The sequence below is a fragment of the Runella zeae DSM 19591 genome, from assembly GCF_000423565.1.
Lineage (GTDB): Bacteria > Bacteroidota > Bacteroidia > Cytophagales > Spirosomataceae > Runella > Runella zeae.
Genome location: NZ_KE384047.1, coordinates 60647 through 81753, shown reverse-complemented (window position 1 = coordinate 81753; position 21107 = coordinate 60647). Strand labels below are relative to the sequence as shown.

Genomic DNA, 21107 nt, shown 5'->3' with positions numbered 1-21107 from the left:
ATGTTGATTTAGGTTATCTTGGTATTCAGAAAGAATACAAATTTTTGTCTTTAAAGATTCCATTTAAAAAGCCCAAAAAAAGCAAAAAAAATCCTTATCCAAGCTTAACATTAGAGCAAAAAAACTACAACAAGTCTATTAGTAAAAAGCGAGTTTTTGTAGAAAATGCAATTGCAGGAATAAAACGTTATCATATTTTAATTAACAAGTATAGAGGAAAATCTAAGGAAAAATTTGATGAAAGTATTGAATTATGCGCAGGCCTTTGGAACTTCAAAATCGACTTTAAGAAAAAGATAACTTGTTAGTAATCAACAAGAAAACAACTCTAATAGCTATATTTTGGCGATGGCGATAATTTCTATCATAAGAATAGATATGACTGCTAAGACAGTTTTTGTAACTTTAGCCCCCACAAAGCACTTCCTATACCTAATCCGTTAGATGATGAAAAAAATAGCAATTATAGGAGCCACGGGGATGCTGGGGCAGCCCGTCACAGAGGAGTTTCTTAGTGCAGGATATGAAGTCAGTATTTTTGTCCGCAATCCAACCAAAGCACAAAAGCTTTTTGGGAAGAAGGTCAACATTACGATAGGCAACCTCACTGACGTAGCAAGACTCAAAAAATTTTTGGAAAATCAGGATTTTTTATATCTCAATCTTTCGGTAAAACAAGAAAGCGGGGAACACGATTTTCAACCCGAACGAGAAGGATTAGCGAATATTCTAAAAGCCGCAAAAGAAACCTCTCTGTCAAGAATTGGGTATCTTTCATCGTTGGTGCATTTCTACCAAGGTCAACATAATTTTGACTGGTGGGTATTTAGACTCAAAGTCGATGCTGTTTCTCAAATCAAAAGCAGCGGTATTCCTTATTCTATTTTTTACCCTTCCACATTTATGGAAAGCTTTGGAAAAGGTGCTTATCGTCAGGGCAACAACCTCTTGCTTTCCGGTACCTCAAAGTATAAAATGTATTTGATTTCAGGGAGCGATTATGGGAAGCAAGTAATCAGAGCTTTTGAGCACCACAATGGCAACAACGAATATACTATACAGGGACAAGAAGGATATACTGCCGATGAAGCCGCTACTTTATTTGCAGAACATTACCCCAAAGCCAAAATCAGAATCATGCGAGCTCCTTTTGGGCTATTGAAGTTTCTAGGAAAATTTACCAATAGATTTAATTATGCCGCCCATATCATCGAAGCCCTCAACAACTATCCTGAGCAATTTGACGCTGAGAAAACTTGGCAAGAACTAGGCATTCCCCCCACGAAGTTTTTGGACTATATCAAAAAATGCCCCTAATAACTTAGCAATACGACTCTATTAAAATGCCAAATAAGGCGCGATTTTGGACACTAGTTTTTCGTCTAAGATTTTAATTTTCAACAAATCCTCCTCTGACTGAAACGCTCCGTGCTGCTCCCGATACCGTACAATAACCTCAGACTGCCGTCTTGATAAATAAGGGTGTCGATCAAGGTCTTCGGGCGAAGCGGTATTGATATTTATCTTTTTGACGGGAGACTTCACCCTTGCAAGTCGATTGAGCTCTCCCAAGGCCAATGAATCTAGTCCAAAGACTTCAGAAAACTGTGTCTCTGATACAAAACCACCCAAGCCATCTCGAAACTTTACAATCCGAGCCGCTAGTTTGCTCCCAATTCCTTTTAAACGGATAAGTTGGGTTGTGTCGGCGGTATTGATGTCAAAAACCACCTCTACAGGTTTAGAAAAATGATTGGATTTGGGCGGCACTGCCACTGTAGCGACTTCAGCTGCTGAGGTCAATGTCGCTTGATTTTGGGGCTTAGATTCTTCTTTTGCGAGGCTAATGTATGGTTCAAGTTTTTCGTAAAGCGCAGGCTGTAGCCCATATATTTTTTGCAAATCTTCTTTCTTACGAAATTTCCCACCTTTACTACGGTACTTTTCGATGCGCTCCGCAATAAAACGAGGCATTCCTAAGGCCTGAAACTGCTCAACTGTAGCTAGATTGGGATCAAAATAAAACAAAGTCAAAGGCTGCTCAGGATTGCCTTGCGTCTCTTTAGGGTAATTTTTTGCGGTATAGGAAGGATAAGATTTAGATAATACCTGCGATTTTTCTAATATAGCTACCAAGCTATCGGCTTTTTGACTATCCTGTGGTTGGATAACAAGGGCATCATTGCTCAAAAACCTATCATAAATAAAAGGCAATACCCAACTTAAAATCATCAACGTAGCTACCACCAAAAACGCCCGAGCTTGGCTTTTTGAAACCCCAAATTCATCCCGAATAAGTAATATTAAGCGGCGAAGCATACAAATTTAAAATTAGCAACCACGCCTTTTTGACTTACTTCGCTGCATTACGTCACAATTTCCCTAATTTTGCCACCTTATATCATTGTCAAAAATCGATAACAACTAACTGATAACAGATAACGTCCCCATGAGCCAAGCTCCCGCTACCTCTTTACAAGACATTGTGGCACATGCCAAAGAATACGGATTTGTATTTCCTTCTTCCGAAATTTATGATGGGCTACAGGCTGTGTATGACTACGGTCAAAACGGTGTCGAACTCAAAAATAATCTCAAAAACATCTGGTGGAAAGCCATGACGCAACTCAACGACAACCGCAGTGGCGGGCCAATCGTAGGTATCGACGCAGCTATCTTTATGCATCCCCTTACTTGGAAAGCCTCAGGGCACGTGGATGGTTTCAATGACCCGATGATTGACAACAAAGATTCTAAAAAACGCTACCGCGCCGATCAGCTTCTTGAAGCAAAAGCCGAACAATACGCTGCCGAAGGTCAACCCGAAAAAGCCCAGGAATTGCTGAATGAAATGGGGCGTTTGTTGGGAAACAACGAATTAGAAGCCGTACGCGAACTCATCATTGCGGAAGGTATCAAATGCCCGATTTCGGGTACTGCCAACTGGACCGAAGTGCGTCAGTTCAACCTTATGTTTAGTACCCAAGTAGGGTCTGTGGCAGAAGATTCAAATTTGATTTATCTCCGCCCCGAAACAGCCCAAGGGATTTTTGTCAACTTTTTGAACGTTCAGAAATCTGGACGCATGAAGATTCCTTTTGGAATTGCCCAAATCGGGAAAGCTTTTCGTAACGAAATCGTAGCACGGCAGTTTACCTTCCGTATGCGCGAATTTGAACAAATGGAAATGCAATTTTTTGTACGTCCTGGTACCGAAATGGAATGGTATGAAAAATGGCGTGACACACGTCTGAAATTTCACCAAGCGGTAGGTCTGCCAGCCGAAAAACTGAAATTCCACATTCACGAAAAACTCGCCCACTACGCCAATGCCGCTGTAGATATTGAGTATCAGTTTCCGTTTGGCTTCCGCGAAATCGAAGGGATTCACTCACGCACTGATTTTGACTTGAAAAATCACCAAGAACTTTCGAAGAAAAAACAACAGTACTTCGACAACGACCTCGATGAAAATGGTAAGCCTTTTGGTAATTATATCCCTTATGTAGTAGAAACTTCGGTAGGTGCCGACCGTTTGTTTTTGGCGGTCTTGTGCAATGCTTATACCAAAGAACTTGTAGGCGAAGGAGATGCTCAAAAAGAACGTACTGTGCTGAAATTACATCCTGCGTTGGCTCCTTTCAAAGCTGCGATTTTTCCTTTGGTCAAAAGAGACGGTTTGCCCGAAAAAGCCGAAGAAATTGTGAAAGCACTCAGAAATGAGTTTCGTGTATTTTATGAAGAGCGCGATGCCATCGGCAAGCGTTATACGCGCCAAGATTTGATAGGTACTCCTTTTTGTATAGCGGTAGATTATCAAACCCTCGAAGACAACACCGTCACCATTCGCCACCGTGATAGCATGGAGCAAGAGCGGGTACATATCGACGAATTGAAATCTAAAATCGGCTACGCTGTGTCAGAACAGCGAATTTTGGAGTTGATTTAGAATAAGTTCTTTAACCACAAAGCACACGAAGAATAGCACAAAGGACACAAAGCATTGTGAACTTAGTGGCCTTCTTCGTGTGCTTTGTGGTTATTTTTTCACCTCAGACTTACTTTAAATCGCTCACTATAAAGTTGATAGAAACTAAGAGAATAGGCGAGGTAAAAGCAGGTTAAGCAAGCAGAAACAGTCACAAAATTTTGTTTATGTAAGTTATATTCAAACAAAATATTCGACATGTTTGTAATATTTATGAATAAGCTAAATAAACTTAGTGAGAGAAACATTCTACCAGTTATAGTGCTAATTTTTAAAGAGTTAACAAATTTTCGTTTCTTTAGAAAGTACAGCCTTGAATCAAGGATTAATTGAGGTAAAAGAAGCAAAACTGGGACAAACGCACAAGTGAAAATAATCCAAACAAAATACTGCTTAGGCACTAAATACGCAAACTGAAAAGTAAACAATCCAACCAAAAGCGTTGTCACAAGCGTTGGCCAACGGAAGTAAGATTTCATGATTTGCCAATGCCTTTTGGAGATTTCCCCCTTCAAATTTTCTTCGTACTCAGCCTGAAGTTTGCCAATCCCAAATTCGGGTGCACCTCCGTTGGTATAGTCTTTCCATACCCCATAATGATCCCACACACGAGCTGGGCGTTTATAGTTTACAAAATCCGCATGAACCTCCCCAAAAGCACTCTCAAAAGTTTGCCCTTGGGCTTGTCTATCTTCAATAGCCAAAATATAATGGTCTAGCAATTCTTCGTACAAGTCTTGGTACTTGATACCGCCTTGGATGAGTTCTTTGCTGATAAGGTCAAGTTGAGTGGGGGTTAAGCTCATGACAGAGAAGGTTTTAAGTTCAATATTTTTTGGAGATTTGTCACAAAATCCGCCAACTCCGACACCGCACTTTGGGCTTGCTGCTGCCCGCTTTCGGTGAGCTTATAGTATTTTCGATTTCGGCCATCCACGAGGGCATTTTCGGTAGTAAGCACGCCTTCTGCTTCCAATTTGTGCAAAGTAGGATAAAGCGCTCCTTCCGTAAGTTGAAGCTCTCCCGCCGTAATTTCACGCACCCGTTGGGTGATTTCATAGCCATACATGCGGCTGTTGTCTTGTAAAAGTTGCAAGACAATCGCGCTCAAGCAGCCTTTCAGATAAGTTTGTTGTTGCATATCACAAATATACATCAAAATTTTAAATACCAAATTTTCTTAGGCATCCACTATTCTGTTTTTTTTTATCTTTGTTAGAGTTTAAGATTTTAACGAAATTTTGTAATGACTGCACTTCCCAAAAAACACTATACGCCTGAAGAATACTTAGAATTGGAAGAAAAGGCTTCTTACAAAAGTGAGTACTTTGATGGGCAAATCTATCCCATGGGCGATTTTGAAGGCGATACACCCGAAGCAATGGCCGGCGCAAAACCTGCTCATAATGCGATACGGGAAAACTTATCAGGAGAGTTACATATTCATTTTAAGAAGAACAAAGGTTGTCGCTCTTATTCAAGCGACCAACGGGTTTTTATTCCTTCTACGGAGCTTTACTCTTATCCTGACTTGGTAGTGGTATGTGGAAAACCGGAGTTTTCGGATAGCCAAACCAGTAGCTTGACCAATCCCGTTTTAATCGTGGAAGTATTGTCACAAAGCACGGCCAACTATGATAGAGGCGAAAAATTTGAACTTTATCGCGCTATTCCAACGTTCAGAGAGTACTTATTGGTAGATTCGCGCCGTATTTGGGTGGAGCTTTGGCGAAAAAGCGAGCAGGGTATTTGGTCGCTGATGTTTGAAAGCAAATCGCTAGAATCTGTGGTACATTTAGAGACGATTCAGGGGGACTTATTGGTTGCTGACTTATACTCAAATACGGAAGATTTGCCAGAAACCGTTTTTAGAATTCGTTGACATAAATGAAATGATATACCAAAGGACTGAAAGTAACGCTCATATGAAACTTTCAGTCCTTTGCTTTTTTTACTAAGAGTAGCCGAGAGACCCAAAACCGTAAAAACATTTTTTTAATCAACTCTCGTATCGTACCCTTTTTCGCAGTATGTACAATCTACAATTTTGGCTTTTGTGCCTCAGTAATTTCCTATTTTCAGCTAGTTTTCAAATGATGATTCCTGAGTTGCCCGATTATCTCTCAGCTATGGGTGGGCAACAATACATCGGGCTTATCATCGCGCTTTTTACCCTCACCGCCGGCCTATCGCGACCTTTCAGTGGCAAACTCACCGATACTATCGGCCGCGTACCGGTCATGGCCTTTGGGTCGTTGGTATGCTGTGTATGTAGCCTGATTTACCCTTTTGTACATGTGGTTTGGGGATTTTTACTTTTGAGATTTATTCATGGGTTTTCAACCGGAACCAAACCTACTGCAACCGCTGCCTATGTAGCCGACATCATCCCCGAAAATCGGCGGGGGGAGGCAGCAGGGATGCTGGGTATTTTTACCGCTACAGGGATGTCAATTGGACCTACTATCGGTAGCTATCTTACTTTATGGTTTGGTATCAATCCCATGTTTTATGTGGCTTCCGCTTTTGCATTGATTTCTATCTTGATTTTGCTAAACATGAAAGAAACCTTAGTAGAGAGGCAGCCTTTCAGCTTTAAGCTCTTCAAAATCAACCGACAAGACATTTTTGAACCTCGCGTCTTGAGCGTATTTTTGGTCATGTTTTGCGTATCATTTTCATCTGGAGTGATTCTTACTCTTATACCAGATTTGAGCAAGACTTTAGGCATTCAAAACAAAGGCTTGTTTTTCACAGTCTATACGATTGCCTCTTTACTTATTCGAGTCGTGGCGAGCAAATCTTCCGACATCCACGGCCGTGTACCTGTCATGATTATCTCTACCATTATTTTGGCGATTGGTATGGCTATACTGGGCTTTACGCAATCCACTTTTGGATTTTGGGCAGCGGCGATTTTATTCGGTTTTTCATGGGGACTCAACACCCCCACCCTTACCGCTTGGGCAATCGACCTGAGTCACCCTGAATATCGCGGACGAGCGTTGGCTACGATGTACATTGCATTAGAGGCAGGCATTGGCGTAGGTGCGTGGTGGTCGGGCTGGTGGTATGGCGGTAAAGTGAGCAATATGCCTTTTGCATTTTATCTTTCTTCGCTTTTGGCTCTGGCCTCATTGGGCTATCTTATTTGGTGGCGCCGCACTAAAGCCATACAAATGGGATAAAATTTAAAAACTAATGACTTTTGTCGGTACAACGAGTGCGTTTGTGTTGTAATTTTGACGCCACTTCCTTATCTCTGATTGGAGAGCAGGATATTGTTTAGTGGACACCTCGGTTGAATGCAAGAACTTCGCACCCTCATTGGCAAAGAAATAACACTCGAATGGCGCCAACGTTACGCCCTCAATGGCATGATGTTGTATATCGTCAGCACCATTTTTGTGTGTTATTTGAGTTTTCGGCTCAAGTCAAACCAATTGAACCCCCTCGCTTGGAATACCCTCTTTTGGATTATCATGCTTTTTATGGCTATCAATGCCATTTCTAAGAGTTTTACCCAAGAGCGTGCGGGACGGCTATTGTATTATTACACATTGGCAAGCCCACAGTGGATTATTCTTTCCAAAATCATTTATAATTCCGCCTTGATGTTGATTTTGTCGATGTTGGGCTTTGGGTTTTATAGTTTTGTAATGGGCAATCCCGTCGGCGATATTCCTATGTATCTGCTGACGATTGTGTTGGCAAGTGTAGGTTTTGCTTCTTCTTTAACGATGATTGCGGGGATTGTTTCCAAGGCCGAAAACAACGGCGCATTAATGGCTATCTTGAGTTTTCCGGTGATTATTCCGATGCTTTTGATGGTAATGAAACTCGCCAAAAACGCCCTCGACGGGCTCGACCGAGGCAGTAGCAACGACGAAATGATGATATTGTTGGCATTGGACGCGATTGTCGTAACTTTGTCATTGATTTTATTTCCCTATTTGTGGAGGAGCTAACACAAATAAGATACTTTAAATTTATTGGCTCTGAGTTATCATTTAATTTGTTGATTTAGTTATAGATTATGAAAAAATATTGGTGGAAAATAGTAGCGGTGGTATTGCTAGTTTATGGCTTTTACTTTGGTCTTATGGGTGAAGTACCACGCCGTGATATTTTGAACGAAAGCATTCGAAACGTGTACTTTCACGTATCGTTGTGGTTTGCTACTACGCTATTTTTATTGGTCTCAGCGATTTTCTCCGTTCGTTATCTACGTTCTAACAACCTTGCCGACGACGATAAGGCCGTCGAGTTTGCCAATGTTGCCTTGCTTTTTGGGGCTTTGGGATGTAGCACGGGCTCACTTTGGGCAAGAGTAACTTGGGGTGGATGGTGGCCCAACGACCCTAAACTCAACAGCGTTGCGATTAGTATGTTGATGTATTTTGCGTATTTAGTATTGAGAAGCTCACTCGAAGACGAACAAAAGAAGGCTCGAATTTCGGCGATTTACAACATATTTTGTTTTGCAGTATTCATTCCTTTGATTTACATCTTACCTCGCCTGACCGATTCGTTGCACCCCGGCAACGGTGGCAACCCTGCCTTTGGCGAATACGACATGGACAATCAGATGCGTCGGGTGTTTTATCCTATTATCATCGGGTGGATGCTCCTAGGCACTTGGATTGCTTCGCTACGCATTCGGGTACGTGCTTTAGAAAAAATAGAAGATTAATGTATAATTTGATATAACCATGAGAAAAATATTGTTTTTGTTTTTAAACGTGTTGGTTTCCTTAAACCTCTTTGCTCAACAATCTGTTAATCAAGAAACACCTATGGCCGACCAAATGCGTGCTGATGGCAAGATATGGGTGGTAGTAGTGGTTATTGGGGTAATTTTTGCGGGAATTATTGCCTTTTTGGTCAATCTAGAGCGCAAAGTCTCTAAACTCGAAAAACAATCAAAGAAATGAGCATTTTGGAATTATTCGCCAAGATTGAAAGCAGCGTTTATTGGAAGAATGCGGAATTAAGCCAATTTAGTAAACATCAAAAATCAGCATAATCATCATGAAAAAAATACATCTTTTTGGACTCATCGTCATTGCGATTGCTATCGGTATCATTGTCTCTACCTACGGCAATGCCAGTACTTACTCCAATTTTACGGAAGCTACCGAAATGGCCAAAGAAGGCGAAACCTCTGATATTCACGTAGTAGGAAAGCTCAAAAAAGACGCTAGCGGGCAAATCGTAGGCATGAAGTATGACCCTGTCATGGATGCTAATCACTTCGAGTTTGTGCTAGTAGATACCAACAAAGTAGAAAAACGAGTAGTATATCTCAGCCCCAAACCCCAAGATTTTGATAAATCAGAGCAAGTAGTGGTGATTGGTAAAATGCAAGGTGACTATTTTGCTTGCAACAAAATCTTGATGAAATGCCCTTCTAAATACACCAACGAAAAGCCTGATTTCAAAGAGGCAACGGCAGAAAAAATATAAACCAACCCCACGAAGGGTGCACTAGCTTGAAATACTAGGCACCCTTTGTCAATTTCTACTCCAACTCATGACACTCGGAAATCTAGGTCACTTACTCGTTATTATATCTTTTGTCACGGCTTTGGTAGCTACCTATGCTTACTTAAAAGCCACGCTTTTGGCTACCAATAATCTCGAAACGGGCACTTGGAAGCAATTTGCCCGTTATGCTTTTTATACCCACGCCGCAGCAGTAGTAGGATTTTGTGCGGTCTTGTACACCATTATTTACGGGCATCATTTTGAGTATCACTACGCTTGGAGTCACTCATCAAAGGCTTTGCCGTGGTATTATATGTTGTCTTGTTTTTGGGAAGGCCAAGAAGGAAGTTTTATGCTTTGGATGTTTTGGCAAGCGGTGCTAGGAGTAATTTTGATCCGTACCAATAAGGTCTGGGAAGCACCCATGATGACCGTTTATACGTTAGTACAAGCTTTTTTGACTTCGATGATTTTGGGAATCGTAATACCTGGTTTGGATTTCAAAATCGGTAGTACTCCTTTCTTGACCATCGTTGAAGCCAATCCCAACGCGCCGTTTCTACAAATGAATCCCGATTTTGTACCCAAAGACGGCAACGGTCTCAACCCTCTTCTCCAAAACTACTGGATGGTGATTCACCCTCCTACCCTATTCTTAGGTTTTGCCCTTACTCTTATCCCTTTTGCTTATCTCATGGCTGGCTTATGGCGTAAGCAGGTTTCGGAATGGCTTCGCCCTGCATTGCCTTGGACTTTGTTGGCGGGGGTGATTTTGGGCGTGGGTATTTTGATGGGCGGCTATTGGGCCTACGAAACTCTGAGCTTTAATAGCTACTGGAGCTGGGACCCCGTCGAAAATGCAGTGTATGTACCTTGGCTGATTTTGATTGCAGCTCTGCATACGATGATTATTGCCAAGAAAAATGCCACTGCTCTTAAGACTTCCGTCATTTTGGTGATTGCGCAGTTTATCCTGATATTATACTCTACTTTCCTTACCCGCAGTGGGGTTCTGGGCAACGCCTCCGTTCACTCATTTACGGATTTGGGTCTTTCAGGACAGCTCCTTTTGTATCTTTTTGCTTTTATTGCGGTAGCGATTTTTTTAAGTGCAAGAGTCTGGAAACTCATGCCTTCCGACAAAGAAGAGGTTTCGACTTACTCACGTGAGTTTTGGCTTTTTATGGGTGCTACAGTCATTTGTTTGGCTGGTTTTCAAGTTATTATTCCAACTTCGATTCCTGTCTGGAACAAAATCGTCGAGGCATTTGGTGGGGTTTCTAAGCTTGCTCCTCCCACAGATGCCATTAGTTATTATACCAAATTTCAACTTTGGTTTTTTGCCGTAATAGCCATTCTATCAGGAATTGGCCAGTTTTTTTGGTGGAAACGAGTTCAAAAAGGAAAACTTCAAGACCTCCTCACCCCTCTGTGGATTACATTGTTGATTTCTGCTTTGTTGATTACTTTCGGCAATATCCACAAACTCCCCTATATAGCCCTTCTCACCGCCGCCGTTTTTGCGCTAGTGACCAATATCACTATTATTTTGGGCGTATTGCGTGGAAGCTACCGTCTTTCGGGCGGGGCTGTCACTCACATAGGAGTGGCATTGATGTTGATTGGTATTTTGTGGTCGTCGGGTTATCAAAAAGTAGTTTCTCTCAATGCTTCCGGGCTTTTGATTTCTAAAGATGATTTTTTTACTAAAGAAGACAACAAAGAAAACAAAGAAAACGTACTGCTTTGGCTCGGCAAACCTACTCGTATGAGTGATTATTTGCTCACTTACCGTGGGCCGCGCACCGAAATTAGAGATGTTCCCAGTTACGTCCCAAGCAGTTGGCTCGACATCATCGAGGGAGATTTTCACGCAGTTTGTTTGAGAGATATTACTATTGGCGAAAAAACTTATCATAAAAAAGGTGATACAGTAGCGGTATATCCCGAAAACGTTTTTTATGAAGTCGAATACCGCGAGCCTAACGGACGCATTACTACCCTCTATCCTCGTGTGCAGTTTAACGAGCGCATGGGGTTGGTTACATCGCCCGACATCAAGCGTGAGCTTAACAAAGACTTGTATTCGTACGCCACTATCGGTAGCAATCCCAACGAAAGCCAAGATTGGTCACCTACCGAAAATTTCCGCGTGGCGGTTCAAGACACATTTTTTGTGAATGATTTTGTGGCGGTGCTAGAAAGCGTAAGCCGAGTAAATGCCGTAGAAGGTATCAACCTAGCTCCTAATGATATTGCGGTCAAAGCACAAATAAAAATATTTGACCAAGACCGCGAATACTACATCACTCCTACTTTTGCCATCAACCAAGACCGAATGGTATTGCGTAAGCCAGAAGTAAACGAAGAACTAGGACTCAGAGTGCAGTTTATGGAAATTGACCCCAAAACAGGCACTTTCACTTTTGCATTCAATGCCAAGCAAAGAGACTTCATTGTGATGAAAGCCGTCGAGAAGCCTCTCATCAATGTACTCTGGATTGGGACTTTGATTTTATCGCTAGGGTTTACCATGTCGACCATAAGACGCTTTCGTGAGTTTAGGCTCACCCGCGACAAAGAACCTAAAATCGAAAGGGCTGAAAAAATAATTTAAAAAATAAAAGAGAAAAGCGGCTTTTGGCCGCTTTTTTGTTAGTATTAAAAAAAACAATTTACGCTCAATAGAAGCGTTGATATAACTAAAAATCTTCTATGTAGTGCGTCAACATCATTATATAGTACAGGCGTGTCTTTTCATGATTTTGCTCATGGGAGGTGCTTTGTATGCTCGACCTACCGAAACTCCTACTTCCGAAAGCTTCAAGAAAACCCTTATTTTCAAAAAACATCAGTTTGATATTTCAACCAGCGATGCTGGTGCTGTACGAGAGCTTGTGATACGAGTAAGCCGTGATAATGCCTTTTTGATGACCATTCGACAAAAAACCGACGGCTGGGTCGTCAATGCCGAAACAGGTGATTTGGACCAAAACAATGCTCCCGAAATCTATATTTATTCTTGTACGTATGGCAGTGGTGCTTTTGGTAAAGTATACGCGTTTCAGTTTTTCCTTGATTTTTTTGACAAAATCCATACCGCACCTCTTACGCCAGACTTAGCGGAAGGTTATATGGGGCATGATTCATTTGTGATAGAAGACAACATGCTCATCAGAAAATTCCCCATTTACCATCCCGGCGATACCAATGCCAAACCAACTGGAGGCATTCGTAGCATTATGTACCAATTAGAAGAGGTAGAAAAAAGGCTGATCTTAACGCCCAAATCTTCCATGCCTCACGCTTCTTCATTACCCAATCGATAGAAACCAATCTCTTTAATTTATTTTTGGCAAGATTATTGCTAGGTTAAGTTAAAGCCCATAGGGCGCAAGTGTCCTTATACCCTACTTACTATGAAATATCCATTCTTTCTTCCCCAAGAAGAGAAGGCAAAGTTATGTTTATCTCTCTCATTTACAAATCATTTGGTCTTTGATTAGTATTAATTTCTTTCAAACCTTACTGACCAACTGAGGTTATTTTACTAATTTTCCATAACTTTTTGTGAAGACAAATGTTTGTATAAACAAACATTTTAAGAAAAGTAATATCGGCGCAAGCCCCATACTAATCGATAAAACAATAGCAGTAATTATCCCCAAGAGTCTTCTTTTATTCTAAAAAGGCATAAAAATTTTAATATAGTGTGAAAAGAGTAGAATTCCCTTTAGCGATTGCCGAAGGGAATTTTTGTTTTTAAGAAGTATGATCACTTACTATCAACCATTTCCCCCCTATTTTACGAAACACTAGCGTATAATGTCCCCCAATGTCTCCCTTTTCGGGGCGAGTCAAGTGCCATTTCCCTATCACAAAATAGGCGTTTTTGTCAAGACGATTAAGGCGCAGAATCGTAAACTTCAACGTTCCCATAGAAGCACGGTCGGGATAGCGCACTTTGTAGTTATCTAAGGTATTTTGCCACCCATAAGTAGGCCCCTTGGCACCGATAAAAGCCAATGAGTCTGATTTCCAATAGCCTTGCATAAACGAATTAACATCGCCCGCATTCCAATCGGCTTCTTGTTTTTGAAGAATCGTTAAAATGGCTTTTTCGTCTGCGTTTTTTTGGCCAAAGCCTACATTCCAAACCGCTAAAAACAACAGTAGCACAAGCGTGATTTTTTTGTTCATTGCTATTAGATTTAATATCCTCTTGACAAATTGATTTGGTTTTCGACAGGCTTACCTTCTAAAAATCGGGTAAGGTTTTTAACAAAAAATCTAACTTTCCCTTCATCTTCACTCGCTTGACCACCGCCCGTGTGTTGGGTAAGTACGACGTGAGGCATTTCCCATAAGGGATTATCAGAAGAGAGAGGTTCTGTTTCTGTCACATCCAACACCGCACCTGCAATGCGCTTCTCTTGCAGGGCTTTAATCAATGCTTCTTCGTCGACGGTAGTCCCGCGACCTACGTTTGCAAAAACAGCCGTAGCAGGTAAAGCGTCTATCATCTCAGCCGTAAAAAAACCTTTGGCCATACCGGGCAGGCAATTGATGACTAAATCAGTCTCAGGTAAAACTTCCAGAAGCGCTTCGGGGGAGTGAATATTGGCACTCGGATGCGAACGTGCTACCATACTTATATCGCAATCAAAGCCCGCAAGCATTTTTTTGACGGCTTGACCAATGCTTCCCGCCCCCAAAATGACCACCCGCTTACCCGTCAGAAGATTGAGGCGAAAACGTAACGGGGCTCCTACCCAGCGTTTTTCGGCTTTAAGCAGGGTAAGTTCGTCTACTCCTCGATAAAAGGCCATGATACCTGCGATGATTGTCTCGGCACAAGGAATTGAAAAGTAATCGGCTAGATTGCACACTATTGCTCCTGACAAAGAAATATGTCTGAAACCATCAAATCCAGCCGAATCTAGCTGCCAAAATTGAAGATCTGGCGAAACCTCCTCAAACCATGCCGCAGGGGGATTTCCCAAGATAATTTGAGATTGTCGAAAGCCCGCTCGTTGTTGTTCTTCGGTGTGTTCGACTTTAAAAAAAACAGTATGCTCTGCTGGCAATTGCTGACGTAATTTCTGGCGTAATGCCTCATTCAAAGGCGTATTTACAAATATTTGCATTAGATTTGTGGGGAAGTTACATAGATAAAAGTAGCGGATTTTTATCAACTACTTTAGAAAGTAACCGATAAAATTGATATTTCATTAAACTCACTTTCAAGCATATGCTCAACAAGTGGCTCAATAAGCTCAACCGACACGACTACCCTTTCATTGATTTGTTTTATTACTTAATCGTGATTGTCGTTTTCTTTTTGTTGGTGATTATCTCTAGTATTTTTTTCGACTAAAACACCTACCTAGACTTCTCGGCGATTATCCTTGAAAAGTCTAGGCAGGCTGCCTTGTATCTTATTTCATCCTTGAATACTGGGGTAGCTCCCAATCACATATCGGCTCCAACCACTCATAACCTGACTCAATCGGCTGGCCATCAGGTGGAGTCATGGCGTTGATAGAAACTATGTCTGACGCATTAGAATCGGCTTCTTTTATCTGATTTATAGTAAACCAATAATGCGATTTTTGCTTCACATCCGCCGTGGTTTGTCTTGACAACCAAGCTTTTAAATCTTGTACTTTCAATCCTATACTAGCCCGTACCTGAGGAGTGACGTCTTTGTTTCGGCTTAAATCCAGAAGGTGGGTCAAGATTAGTTTTTCCACCAACCGCTCAATCTCTCCCTCATATCCTGCACGGCTCTGCGTCGATTTCCAAGTAGCATTGATAAGCTGGTCTATGACTTCTTCGAGGCTTGGCAAAGAAGGGTCAATCGCTGACTGAATCACTAAACGACTCAAACGCTCGGGATTCAGAATCATTCGTAAAGTCATTCCTGCCGCAGCTTCGGGTGGACCAAGTGGGTCAAACACAAGGCCAGTACGGCGCTTGAAAGTTTCGCGAGGGTTGGCATTATATCCAAAAGCACGAGGAGGAATTAGTTTCAACACCGAAGAAGGCACTTTCAGAAAAGAAGGTTGTAAAGTCTGTAACAAAGCTTCCACTGCCTCCCGTTGTTCTTTGCCATTGACAGGTAATGTTTCAAGGTTTTTTTCACCTTTTACCGAAAATCGATAATTAACCCCCGCCAATACTTTGGCCGCAGCTTCTACCTGAAACCGGTGAAAGAGGTACATCGGAACAAATACTTCTTCCAACGAACTCATCGGAGTTCCCGTACGAAGTTTACGTTCGTCAAAATTAGTCAAAGTGACTTTCCGAACTTCCGAAATACGTTTTAGTTCAGCAATCGCACTCACGCCATTGTCCCAAAGATGCGTCTGAGGGTGAGCACTTCCTTCGGGACGGGCATCTTGGTCGGTCAAAAAATACAGTCCCTTGGCGTACATTTGCTCAACGATACCATTGAGGGCTTTTTTCTCATCAGTACCTTTGGGAAAATCTTGGTAGCCCCAAATGATAGACCACTTATCGTAATCTCCTATTTTTTGGTCATAGGCATTTGACAAATCCACTTTTCCGCCTTTGAGCTCTACCAGCATGTGAGGATAATCCATCACCGAAGCCCGATTGTGCACACTCGCTACGTAATTGTGTGGTAAGCCTAGGGTATGCCCTATTTCATGGGCTGATAGCTGTCGGAGGCGGGCAATCGACATCCCCATCATATCTTCTACGTTAGTAGTATCGGTCTGAAAATCACCCACCAAACCCTGAGCAATAAGGTAATCTTGGCGTACCCGCAATGAGCCCAATGTTACTTTTCCTTTCAAAATTTCTCCTGTGCGCGGATCGATGATACTACCACCATAGGACCATCCTCTGGTAGAACGATGCACCCACTGCACCAAATGATAGCGTATATCCATAGGGTCGGCATCGGCAGGTAGCAATTTGACTTGAAAGGCGTCTTTATAACCAGCAGCTTCAAAAGCTTGATTCCACCATTTGGCACCTTCTACCAAAGCCGTCCGAATAGGTTCTGGGGCACCAGGATCGATATAGTACACGATAGGCTCCACGGCCTCACTCAATGCGGCATTGGGATCTTTTTTCTTAAGACGATGCCGCACAATATACCGCTTTGTGATAGGCTCACTGACGGGTGTAGCATAATCATAAAATGAAGTAAAGATATAACCCATGCGTGGATCAAACTCTCGGGGTTGAAAATCTGCATCAGGGAGCTGCACAAACGAATGGTGCTGACGCACCGTGACAGTGGTGGGAGTAGGTACTACTTGGCGCAAGTAAGCACCGGGAGAATCGCCTGTGAGGGTGATGGTTACTTCAAATTCCGTGTTTTTGGGAAAATTTTTAGTATTGGGCAAATACATGGACGAGCGCGACGCATCCAATTTGTAAGTACCCTGTTTGGTACGACTGATATCCTGAATCGCCCCCACCGCATCTTGCAGTAAAAACGGAGTCAAATCAACTAGGACGTTGCCCGAATTTTCGGCGGCAATTTCAAAGCCCCAGTGAACAGACTGCGCAAACGACTCCTCCACTGCACGACGTTCGAGCGGGTCTTGACTCACCGCTCGATAGCCATAGTTGGGTTCTATCATCAACACTTTGTTGCCAGTGCGCTGAAACTTTATGATGTGTTCTTGCCCCAAACGCCCCCGGTCAAGGCCAATATCGTTTGAACCAATACCCTGAGCTAGAGTGGGATAGTACAACAATTCGGTATCAAATTGTTTGATTTCTAGGTAAACTTTTCCCTTTTTGGTATCCCAATAAAATGGCAAAAACCCATCTTTCTTTTCCATGTCTTTGGTAAAAGTTTCGATGGGATTTTGGCTAAAAACTGAAAAAGTGATGAGCGTAAAAAGAAGAATTTTTCTCATAAATAAGCGTTGGTTTGTTGAGTGAAAAAGTGGGCTATTCACAAATAAACCACTTTTTCGGGAAACTTACACCAACACTGGGGGATTTGTATTAATGCTTCGCAATCTCCTCCAAACTTACCCCCAAGGCCTTCTTTGCGAGGGCATTGAGATCTTTTTGGTCGCCTTCAAAATGATAAGTACGACTACTGTGTCTGAGGCTTTCCCCTTTTTTGAGGGCTTTTGCGGGCGACGATGACTCCAACTCATAAAAAGGCCCCATTTGCGTCCCATCTGCTACGGGTCCGTCATTGTAAGAATTGACGGCATCGCCTTTAAAAGGTTCTTTTTGGATTTCCCACATCGAATTGACGTAATCGCCCGCAGGGTCGAGGTCGTAAGTAACAATGGTCAAAATCCCTTTTTCGGCATCATAGCTCCCCATCACGGGTTTTGAAATACCCGGCGGCAAGCCGATTTTGCTGCGATGTTTGCCATCTGCTTTGAAATACAATATACTATCTTCGATGATAAGACGCTCAGCAGGGACTTTACCGAAATAACTATCATTGATTTTGGATTTATTTTCATTTCCTCCTTCAAAAGGAATAACGACGGTAGTTTTGGGCGAGGGGTTAAACATGCCCAAAATCCAAATCGACAATAAGCCCGTTTCTTTTTTCCAGTCAGCCCCCTGATTGGTGATTTGATTGACGGTCTCGTAAGCTACCGTTTTTACATTTTTTAGCGGTAGATTAAACGCCGTCTCTACGGCTACCTTGCTAAGCACTTCCACGCTACGCTCTATGGCTAGGTCGAAGGTAGTACCGCTGTAATTGGTAAGCGAAGCCGCTTTGCGAAATACCACCTTTGATTTGTCGGACGAGGATACCTCAAATGCCTCAGAATCAATCACGGTGGGTACTTGCCAATCTTCAAAAACAAACTTTTTGCCAGGTTGGAAATAAATCGAAAACTGCCCTCCTTCGGGGCCTAACCAAAAGCGGTCTTCTCCTCCAAACGCACTCATATGAGGGGTAAATTTCCCTTCTTTTAACAATGATTGATTGATCCAGCCGTAGCTATTGCCTGCTGCGCCATTGGCCGTAGAAGTCATGACTCGTCCTTGGAGAGCCGCTACCACAGCCACCTGTGCAGAATCATCGTCGGGCGAAACAAGAACGAGAGTGGGTTTAAATTTTTTTAGGGTTTCGAGGTCAGTACTAAAAGTGTTTGTGCTAGAAGACATAGTATCGTTTTTAGGAGACGAGCAGCTCGTCGTGTTTAATATCATTACCGCAGCCATCGCCAAAATGACTATCGAATGAGGACTACAAAAGTTTTTTGCGGGAAAAGCCATAGCAGATTGAGTAAGTATCGTATTACTTGAACGAAAGCATATTTAGATTCTCAAATACTCATGACCAAAAAGTTTAGCTTATCTGATTGGCGTCGGAGACGCTGCACCATTTTTGACCCAAATCATAGTTTGGGTCTAGTTGTCAGACGCTGCACCATTTTTGGCCCAAATCACAGTTTGGGTCAAGTTGTCACTTGTCCCAACGTGCTGCTGCAAATATATCAACAGTTGTACTTCTACCAGCTTTCGCACTACATTTGTACTGACAGTATTTCAAATACCCTACATGGACAACTTTATTCTTGCCTTAAGAGCCTACAAATCTGACGTTGAAATTCACAGGCATTCAGCATACCAAATTGTATTTACAACTGACAATCCCTTTCATTCAACAATTGAAAGAAAAAAACATCAAAACATTTACGGTTTTGTAATCAGACCACATGTGGCTCATGCCTGTGAATGTAGTAATAGCAATCTTACTATTATCAATATTGAGCCTTACTCTTTTATTGGTAAAATCGTTCTCGAAAAACTTAAAAAAAACAACTTCAAAGTATTTTATAACAATGATGAATTTACAAATTTTTTCAATATTTCTGGTCTGAAATTTTCTATATACAACCTTGTAAGGTCTTATCAGTCAAACAAATCGGGAGTACAAAAAGATGAAAGAATTGAAAAAGTAATAGCTTATATCAACCAAAATTTTCAAACAGAACAGTTTTCACTTAATGACATTGCCAATCACGTTTTTTTATCACCCTCTCGATTAGGTTTTTTATTTAAACAAGAAACGGGCAGTAGTATTATGAAGTATCTTTTGTGGACAAGGCTGAGAAGGGCTATATTTTTAATACTTACAAATCATAAAAAAAGAATTACTGACATTGCATTAGAAAGCGGCTTTTATGACTCTTCACAAATGAACAAATATATGTATCAAATGTTTGGAGTGGGGCCTTTAAAGCTTCGGCAAAAAAGTGATTTGATACAATTTTTAGAGATTGAGTCCGATTAAATTTGCGACTCAAATCAATCTCAAAAAAAATTCAACACTTTAGGCTATGAATAAAATATTAGTTTTGATAACCTTGTCGGATAGTGGAATAGAAACCATAAAATCTACGCCAGAACTTCCTAAAAAGGAAATGGAGTTTGTAAACCTATGGCAAAAAGAAGAAATTTTGGAGAGTTTCTTTATATCGGTGACGAAAGTAAATGCAGTCTTAATTTTCAAAAGCATTGATGAGCCGCAAGTCAAGAAACTTATAGAATCACTGCCCTACTTCCCCTATATGTCGAAAATCGAATATCATGTTTTGAATCAACAGTTTTAAGCGGCTACAAAGTATATTGCTGTTTGTAATATCGAAGGTTTGGTGGTAGCATATTGCCAAGTAGTGACGATATTTCTTATAAATAAAGACTTTCTAAGTTTTTAGCTTCTCCTGCCTCAAACTTAGAAAGTCTTTGATTGTTATGAAGACGCGACTTTTTTTCTGATAGTAATACCTCTATTTTCGGCCCATTCTTGGGCTTTAGAGGTAGCAATCGCAATAGCCCGACCTTCGTCGTTGCCTTCTTCTAGCAAAGCATTCGCTATTTCGATGGCTTTATTTCGCACCCGTGCCCGAAAATTTTTCAAAGAAACGGGATAATCATCCTTGGTCCACGGCATGATTGTACAGATTTTTGAGGTTAATACTATTTCATTGCGCGCTCAAGGCGTTCGGCCATTTCTAAATGCGCGGCCAATTTTGGCAACGATTTAGCAGCAAACTCCTTCACATTCAAATCTTTGGTTTCTTCCGATATCTCCTTAAATTCTTCTATATCCTCTTTGTGGTCACTGACCATGGCATCAAGGTACTTTTTATCAAATTCCTTCCCTTTTTCGTCTTTGATTTTATCGACCATTTTTTGGTGTTTATCCATCAATGCTACGGGAAGAGCTACGTTTTTTTGATTGGCGATATTTTCCAAATCTGCAATGGCCTTGGTATGGTCATCAACAATCATTCGGGCAAAATCTTTGACTTTGGGTGAAGTCGATTTCTCCAATGCCAATTTACCCAACTCTACTTCCATCATACTTGCACTAGCCGCTTCCGCTAAAAACTCAGCATCGTCTTCTTGGGCATCTGCGGCTGCCTCTGTAGGAGCAGTAGCCTCAATTCGTTCTTCGTTTGTTTTTTCGGTGGTATCTTCCGTATCTGATGAGCCACCACAAGCGGTCAGCCCTCCTACCAATAGCAAAGCTGCCACCACTTTCATGTTTGTTTTCATAGTTCAGTAAGATTTGTTGTCGTACATAACTATACGTTCAAAACAACCATGCCAATTTTATTTGGGGAATCAAACGTACATTTTGGGGATTATGAAAACTAAG

At 41.7% G+C, this 21107-nt stretch carries 23 protein-coding genes; 14 read left to right on the top strand and 9 right to left on the bottom strand.

Features of this window, described 5'->3' with window-relative positions:
* The coding region (locus tag G563_RS36475; protein ID WP_037326431.1) for a transposase family protein at nt 1–308 on the top strand (308 nt) is incomplete at its 5' end.
* Nucleotides 309–447: 139 nt separating this feature from the next.
* Nucleotides 448–1317 (top strand): SDR family oxidoreductase, encoded by an 870-nt coding sequence (locus G563_RS0132425; RefSeq protein ID WP_028668999.1) that lies wholly within the window; start codon nt 448–450, stop codon nt 1315–1317.
* A gap of 21 nt (nt 1318–1338) precedes the next feature.
* Here the strand turns inward: G563_RS0132425 and G563_RS0132420 are convergent, their stop codons facing one another.
* Nucleotides 1339–2319 carry a ComEA family DNA-binding protein gene (locus G563_RS0132420; protein WP_028668998.1) on the bottom strand — a complete coding sequence of 327 codons (981 nt, stop codon included), beginning with the start codon at nt 2317–2319 and terminating at the stop codon, nt 1339–1341.
* Between the two features lie 130 nt (nt 2320–2449).
* Between G563_RS0132420 and G563_RS0132415 the strand changes: the two genes are divergently transcribed.
* Nucleotides 2450–3949: a glycine--tRNA ligase gene (locus G563_RS0132415; protein ID WP_028668997.1), complete on the top strand. Its 1500-nt coding sequence runs from the start codon at nt 2450–2452 to the stop codon at nt 3947–3949.
* Nucleotides 3950–4047: 98 nt separating this feature from the next.
* Here the strand turns inward: G563_RS0132415 and G563_RS0132410 are convergent, their stop codons facing one another.
* Together G563_RS0132410 and G563_RS0132405 are read right to left on the bottom strand one after the other, a co-directional pair.
* Nucleotides 4048–4794, bottom strand: coding sequence for a hypothetical protein (locus G563_RS0132410; protein WP_028668996.1), 747 nt, complete (start codon nt 4792–4794; stop codon nt 4048–4050).
* Nucleotides 4791–5129: a PadR family transcriptional regulator gene (locus G563_RS0132405; RefSeq protein ID WP_028668995.1), complete on the bottom strand. Its 339-nt coding sequence runs from the start codon at nt 5127–5129 to the stop codon at nt 4791–4793. Before G563_RS0132405 ends, G563_RS0132410 begins: the two co-directional genes overlap by 4 nt.
* A gap of 105 nt (nt 5130–5234) precedes the next feature.
* Between G563_RS0132405 and G563_RS0132400 the strand changes: the two genes are divergently transcribed.
* From G563_RS0132400 to G563_RS36470, 8 genes are all read left to right on the top strand, one after another.
* On the top strand, nt 5235–5870 hold the full coding sequence (locus tag G563_RS0132400) for a Uma2 family endonuclease (protein WP_028668994.1): 636 nt from the start codon (nt 5235–5237) through the stop codon (nt 5868–5870).
* 148 nt (nt 5871–6018) lie between these two features.
* The gene (locus G563_RS0132395; protein ID WP_028668993.1) at nt 6019–7176 is read left to right on the top strand and encodes an MFS transporter; all 1158 of its coding nucleotides are present in this window, start codon (nt 6019–6021) and stop codon (nt 7174–7176) included.
* Nucleotides 7177–7293: 117 nt separating this feature from the next.
* Nucleotides 7294–7956, top strand: a complete 663-nt coding sequence (locus tag G563_RS0132390) for a heme exporter protein CcmB (protein ID WP_028668992.1) — start codon at nt 7294–7296, stop codon at nt 7954–7956.
* Between the two features lie 68 nt (nt 7957–8024).
* A complete protein-coding gene (gene ccsA / locus G563_RS0132385; protein WP_028668991.1) occupies nt 8025–8681 on the top strand; it encodes a cytochrome c biogenesis protein CcsA in 657 nt (218 codons plus the stop codon).
* A 19-nt stretch (nt 8682–8700) separates the two neighbouring features.
* Nucleotides 8701–8922: a CcmD family protein gene (locus G563_RS0132380; protein ID WP_028668990.1), complete on the top strand. Its 222-nt coding sequence runs from the start codon at nt 8701–8703 to the stop codon at nt 8920–8922.
* 97 nt (nt 8923–9019) lie between these two features.
* Nucleotides 9020–9454, top strand: coding sequence for a cytochrome c maturation protein CcmE domain-containing protein (locus tag G563_RS0132375; protein WP_028668989.1), 435 nt, complete (start codon nt 9020–9022; stop codon nt 9452–9454).
* A gap of 67 nt (nt 9455–9521) precedes the next feature.
* Nucleotides 9522–12092: a cytochrome c biogenesis protein CcsA gene (ccsA, locus tag G563_RS0132370; RefSeq protein WP_028668988.1), complete on the top strand. Its 2571-nt coding sequence runs from the start codon at nt 9522–9524 to the stop codon at nt 12090–12092.
* Between the two features lie 103 nt (nt 12093–12195).
* Nucleotides 12196–12804: a hypothetical protein gene (locus G563_RS36470; protein WP_157585778.1), complete on the top strand. Its 609-nt coding sequence runs from the start codon at nt 12196–12198 to the stop codon at nt 12802–12804.
* 433 nt (nt 12805–13237) lie between these two features.
* Here G563_RS36470 and G563_RS0132360 read toward each other — a convergent pair whose 3' ends face one another.
* Complete coding sequence (locus G563_RS0132360; RefSeq protein ID WP_028668987.1) at nt 13238–13675, bottom strand: YybH family protein; 438 nt, start codon at nt 13673–13675, stop codon at nt 13238–13240.
* An 11-nt stretch (nt 13676–13686) separates the two neighbouring features.
* Nucleotides 13687–14622: a D-2-hydroxyacid dehydrogenase gene (locus tag G563_RS0132355; RefSeq protein WP_028668986.1), complete on the bottom strand. Its 936-nt coding sequence runs from the start codon at nt 14620–14622 to the stop codon at nt 13687–13689.
* Nucleotides 14623–14726: 104 nt separating this feature from the next.
* On the opposite strand from G563_RS0132355, the gene G563_RS39105 reads away from it, so the two are divergent.
* A complete protein-coding gene (locus G563_RS39105; RefSeq protein WP_262506143.1) occupies nt 14727–14852 on the top strand; it encodes a hypothetical protein in 126 nt (41 codons plus the stop codon).
* A gap of 61 nt (nt 14853–14913) precedes the next feature.
* On the opposite strand, the gene G563_RS0132345 is transcribed toward G563_RS39105, so the two are convergent.
* Together G563_RS0132345 and G563_RS0132340 are read right to left on the bottom strand one after the other, a co-directional pair.
* Entirely contained in the window at nt 14914–17376 is a 2463-nt protein-coding gene (locus G563_RS0132345) for a zinc-dependent metalloprotease (RefSeq protein WP_028668985.1), read from the bottom strand.
* A gap of 91 nt (nt 17377–17467) precedes the next feature.
* Nucleotides 17468–18715, bottom strand: a complete 1248-nt coding sequence (locus tag G563_RS0132340) for a DUF6786 family protein (protein WP_051211344.1) — start codon at nt 18713–18715, stop codon at nt 17468–17470.
* A gap of 286 nt (nt 18716–19001) precedes the next feature.
* On the opposite strand from G563_RS0132340, the gene G563_RS0132335 reads away from it, so the two are divergent.
* Together G563_RS0132335 and G563_RS0132330 are read left to right on the top strand one after the other, a co-directional pair.
* On the top strand, nt 19002–19736 hold the full coding sequence (locus G563_RS0132335; RefSeq protein ID WP_037328794.1) for a helix-turn-helix domain-containing protein: 735 nt from the start codon (nt 19002–19004) through the stop codon (nt 19734–19736).
* Between the two features lie 46 nt (nt 19737–19782).
* Nucleotides 19783–20055: a hypothetical protein gene (locus G563_RS0132330; protein ID WP_028668982.1), complete on the top strand. Its 273-nt coding sequence runs from the start codon at nt 19783–19785 to the stop codon at nt 20053–20055.
* Between the two features lie 140 nt (nt 20056–20195).
* Here G563_RS0132330 and G563_RS0132325 read toward each other — a convergent pair whose 3' ends face one another.
* Nucleotides 20196–20396, bottom strand: coding sequence for a DUF2188 domain-containing protein (locus G563_RS0132325; protein ID WP_028668981.1), 201 nt, complete (start codon nt 20394–20396; stop codon nt 20196–20198).
* 26 nt (nt 20397–20422) lie between these two features.
* A complete protein-coding gene (locus G563_RS0132320; protein WP_028668980.1) occupies nt 20423–21004 on the bottom strand; it encodes a DUF4142 domain-containing protein in 582 nt (193 codons plus the stop codon).
* Between the last annotated feature and the right edge of the window lie 103 nt (nt 21005–21107).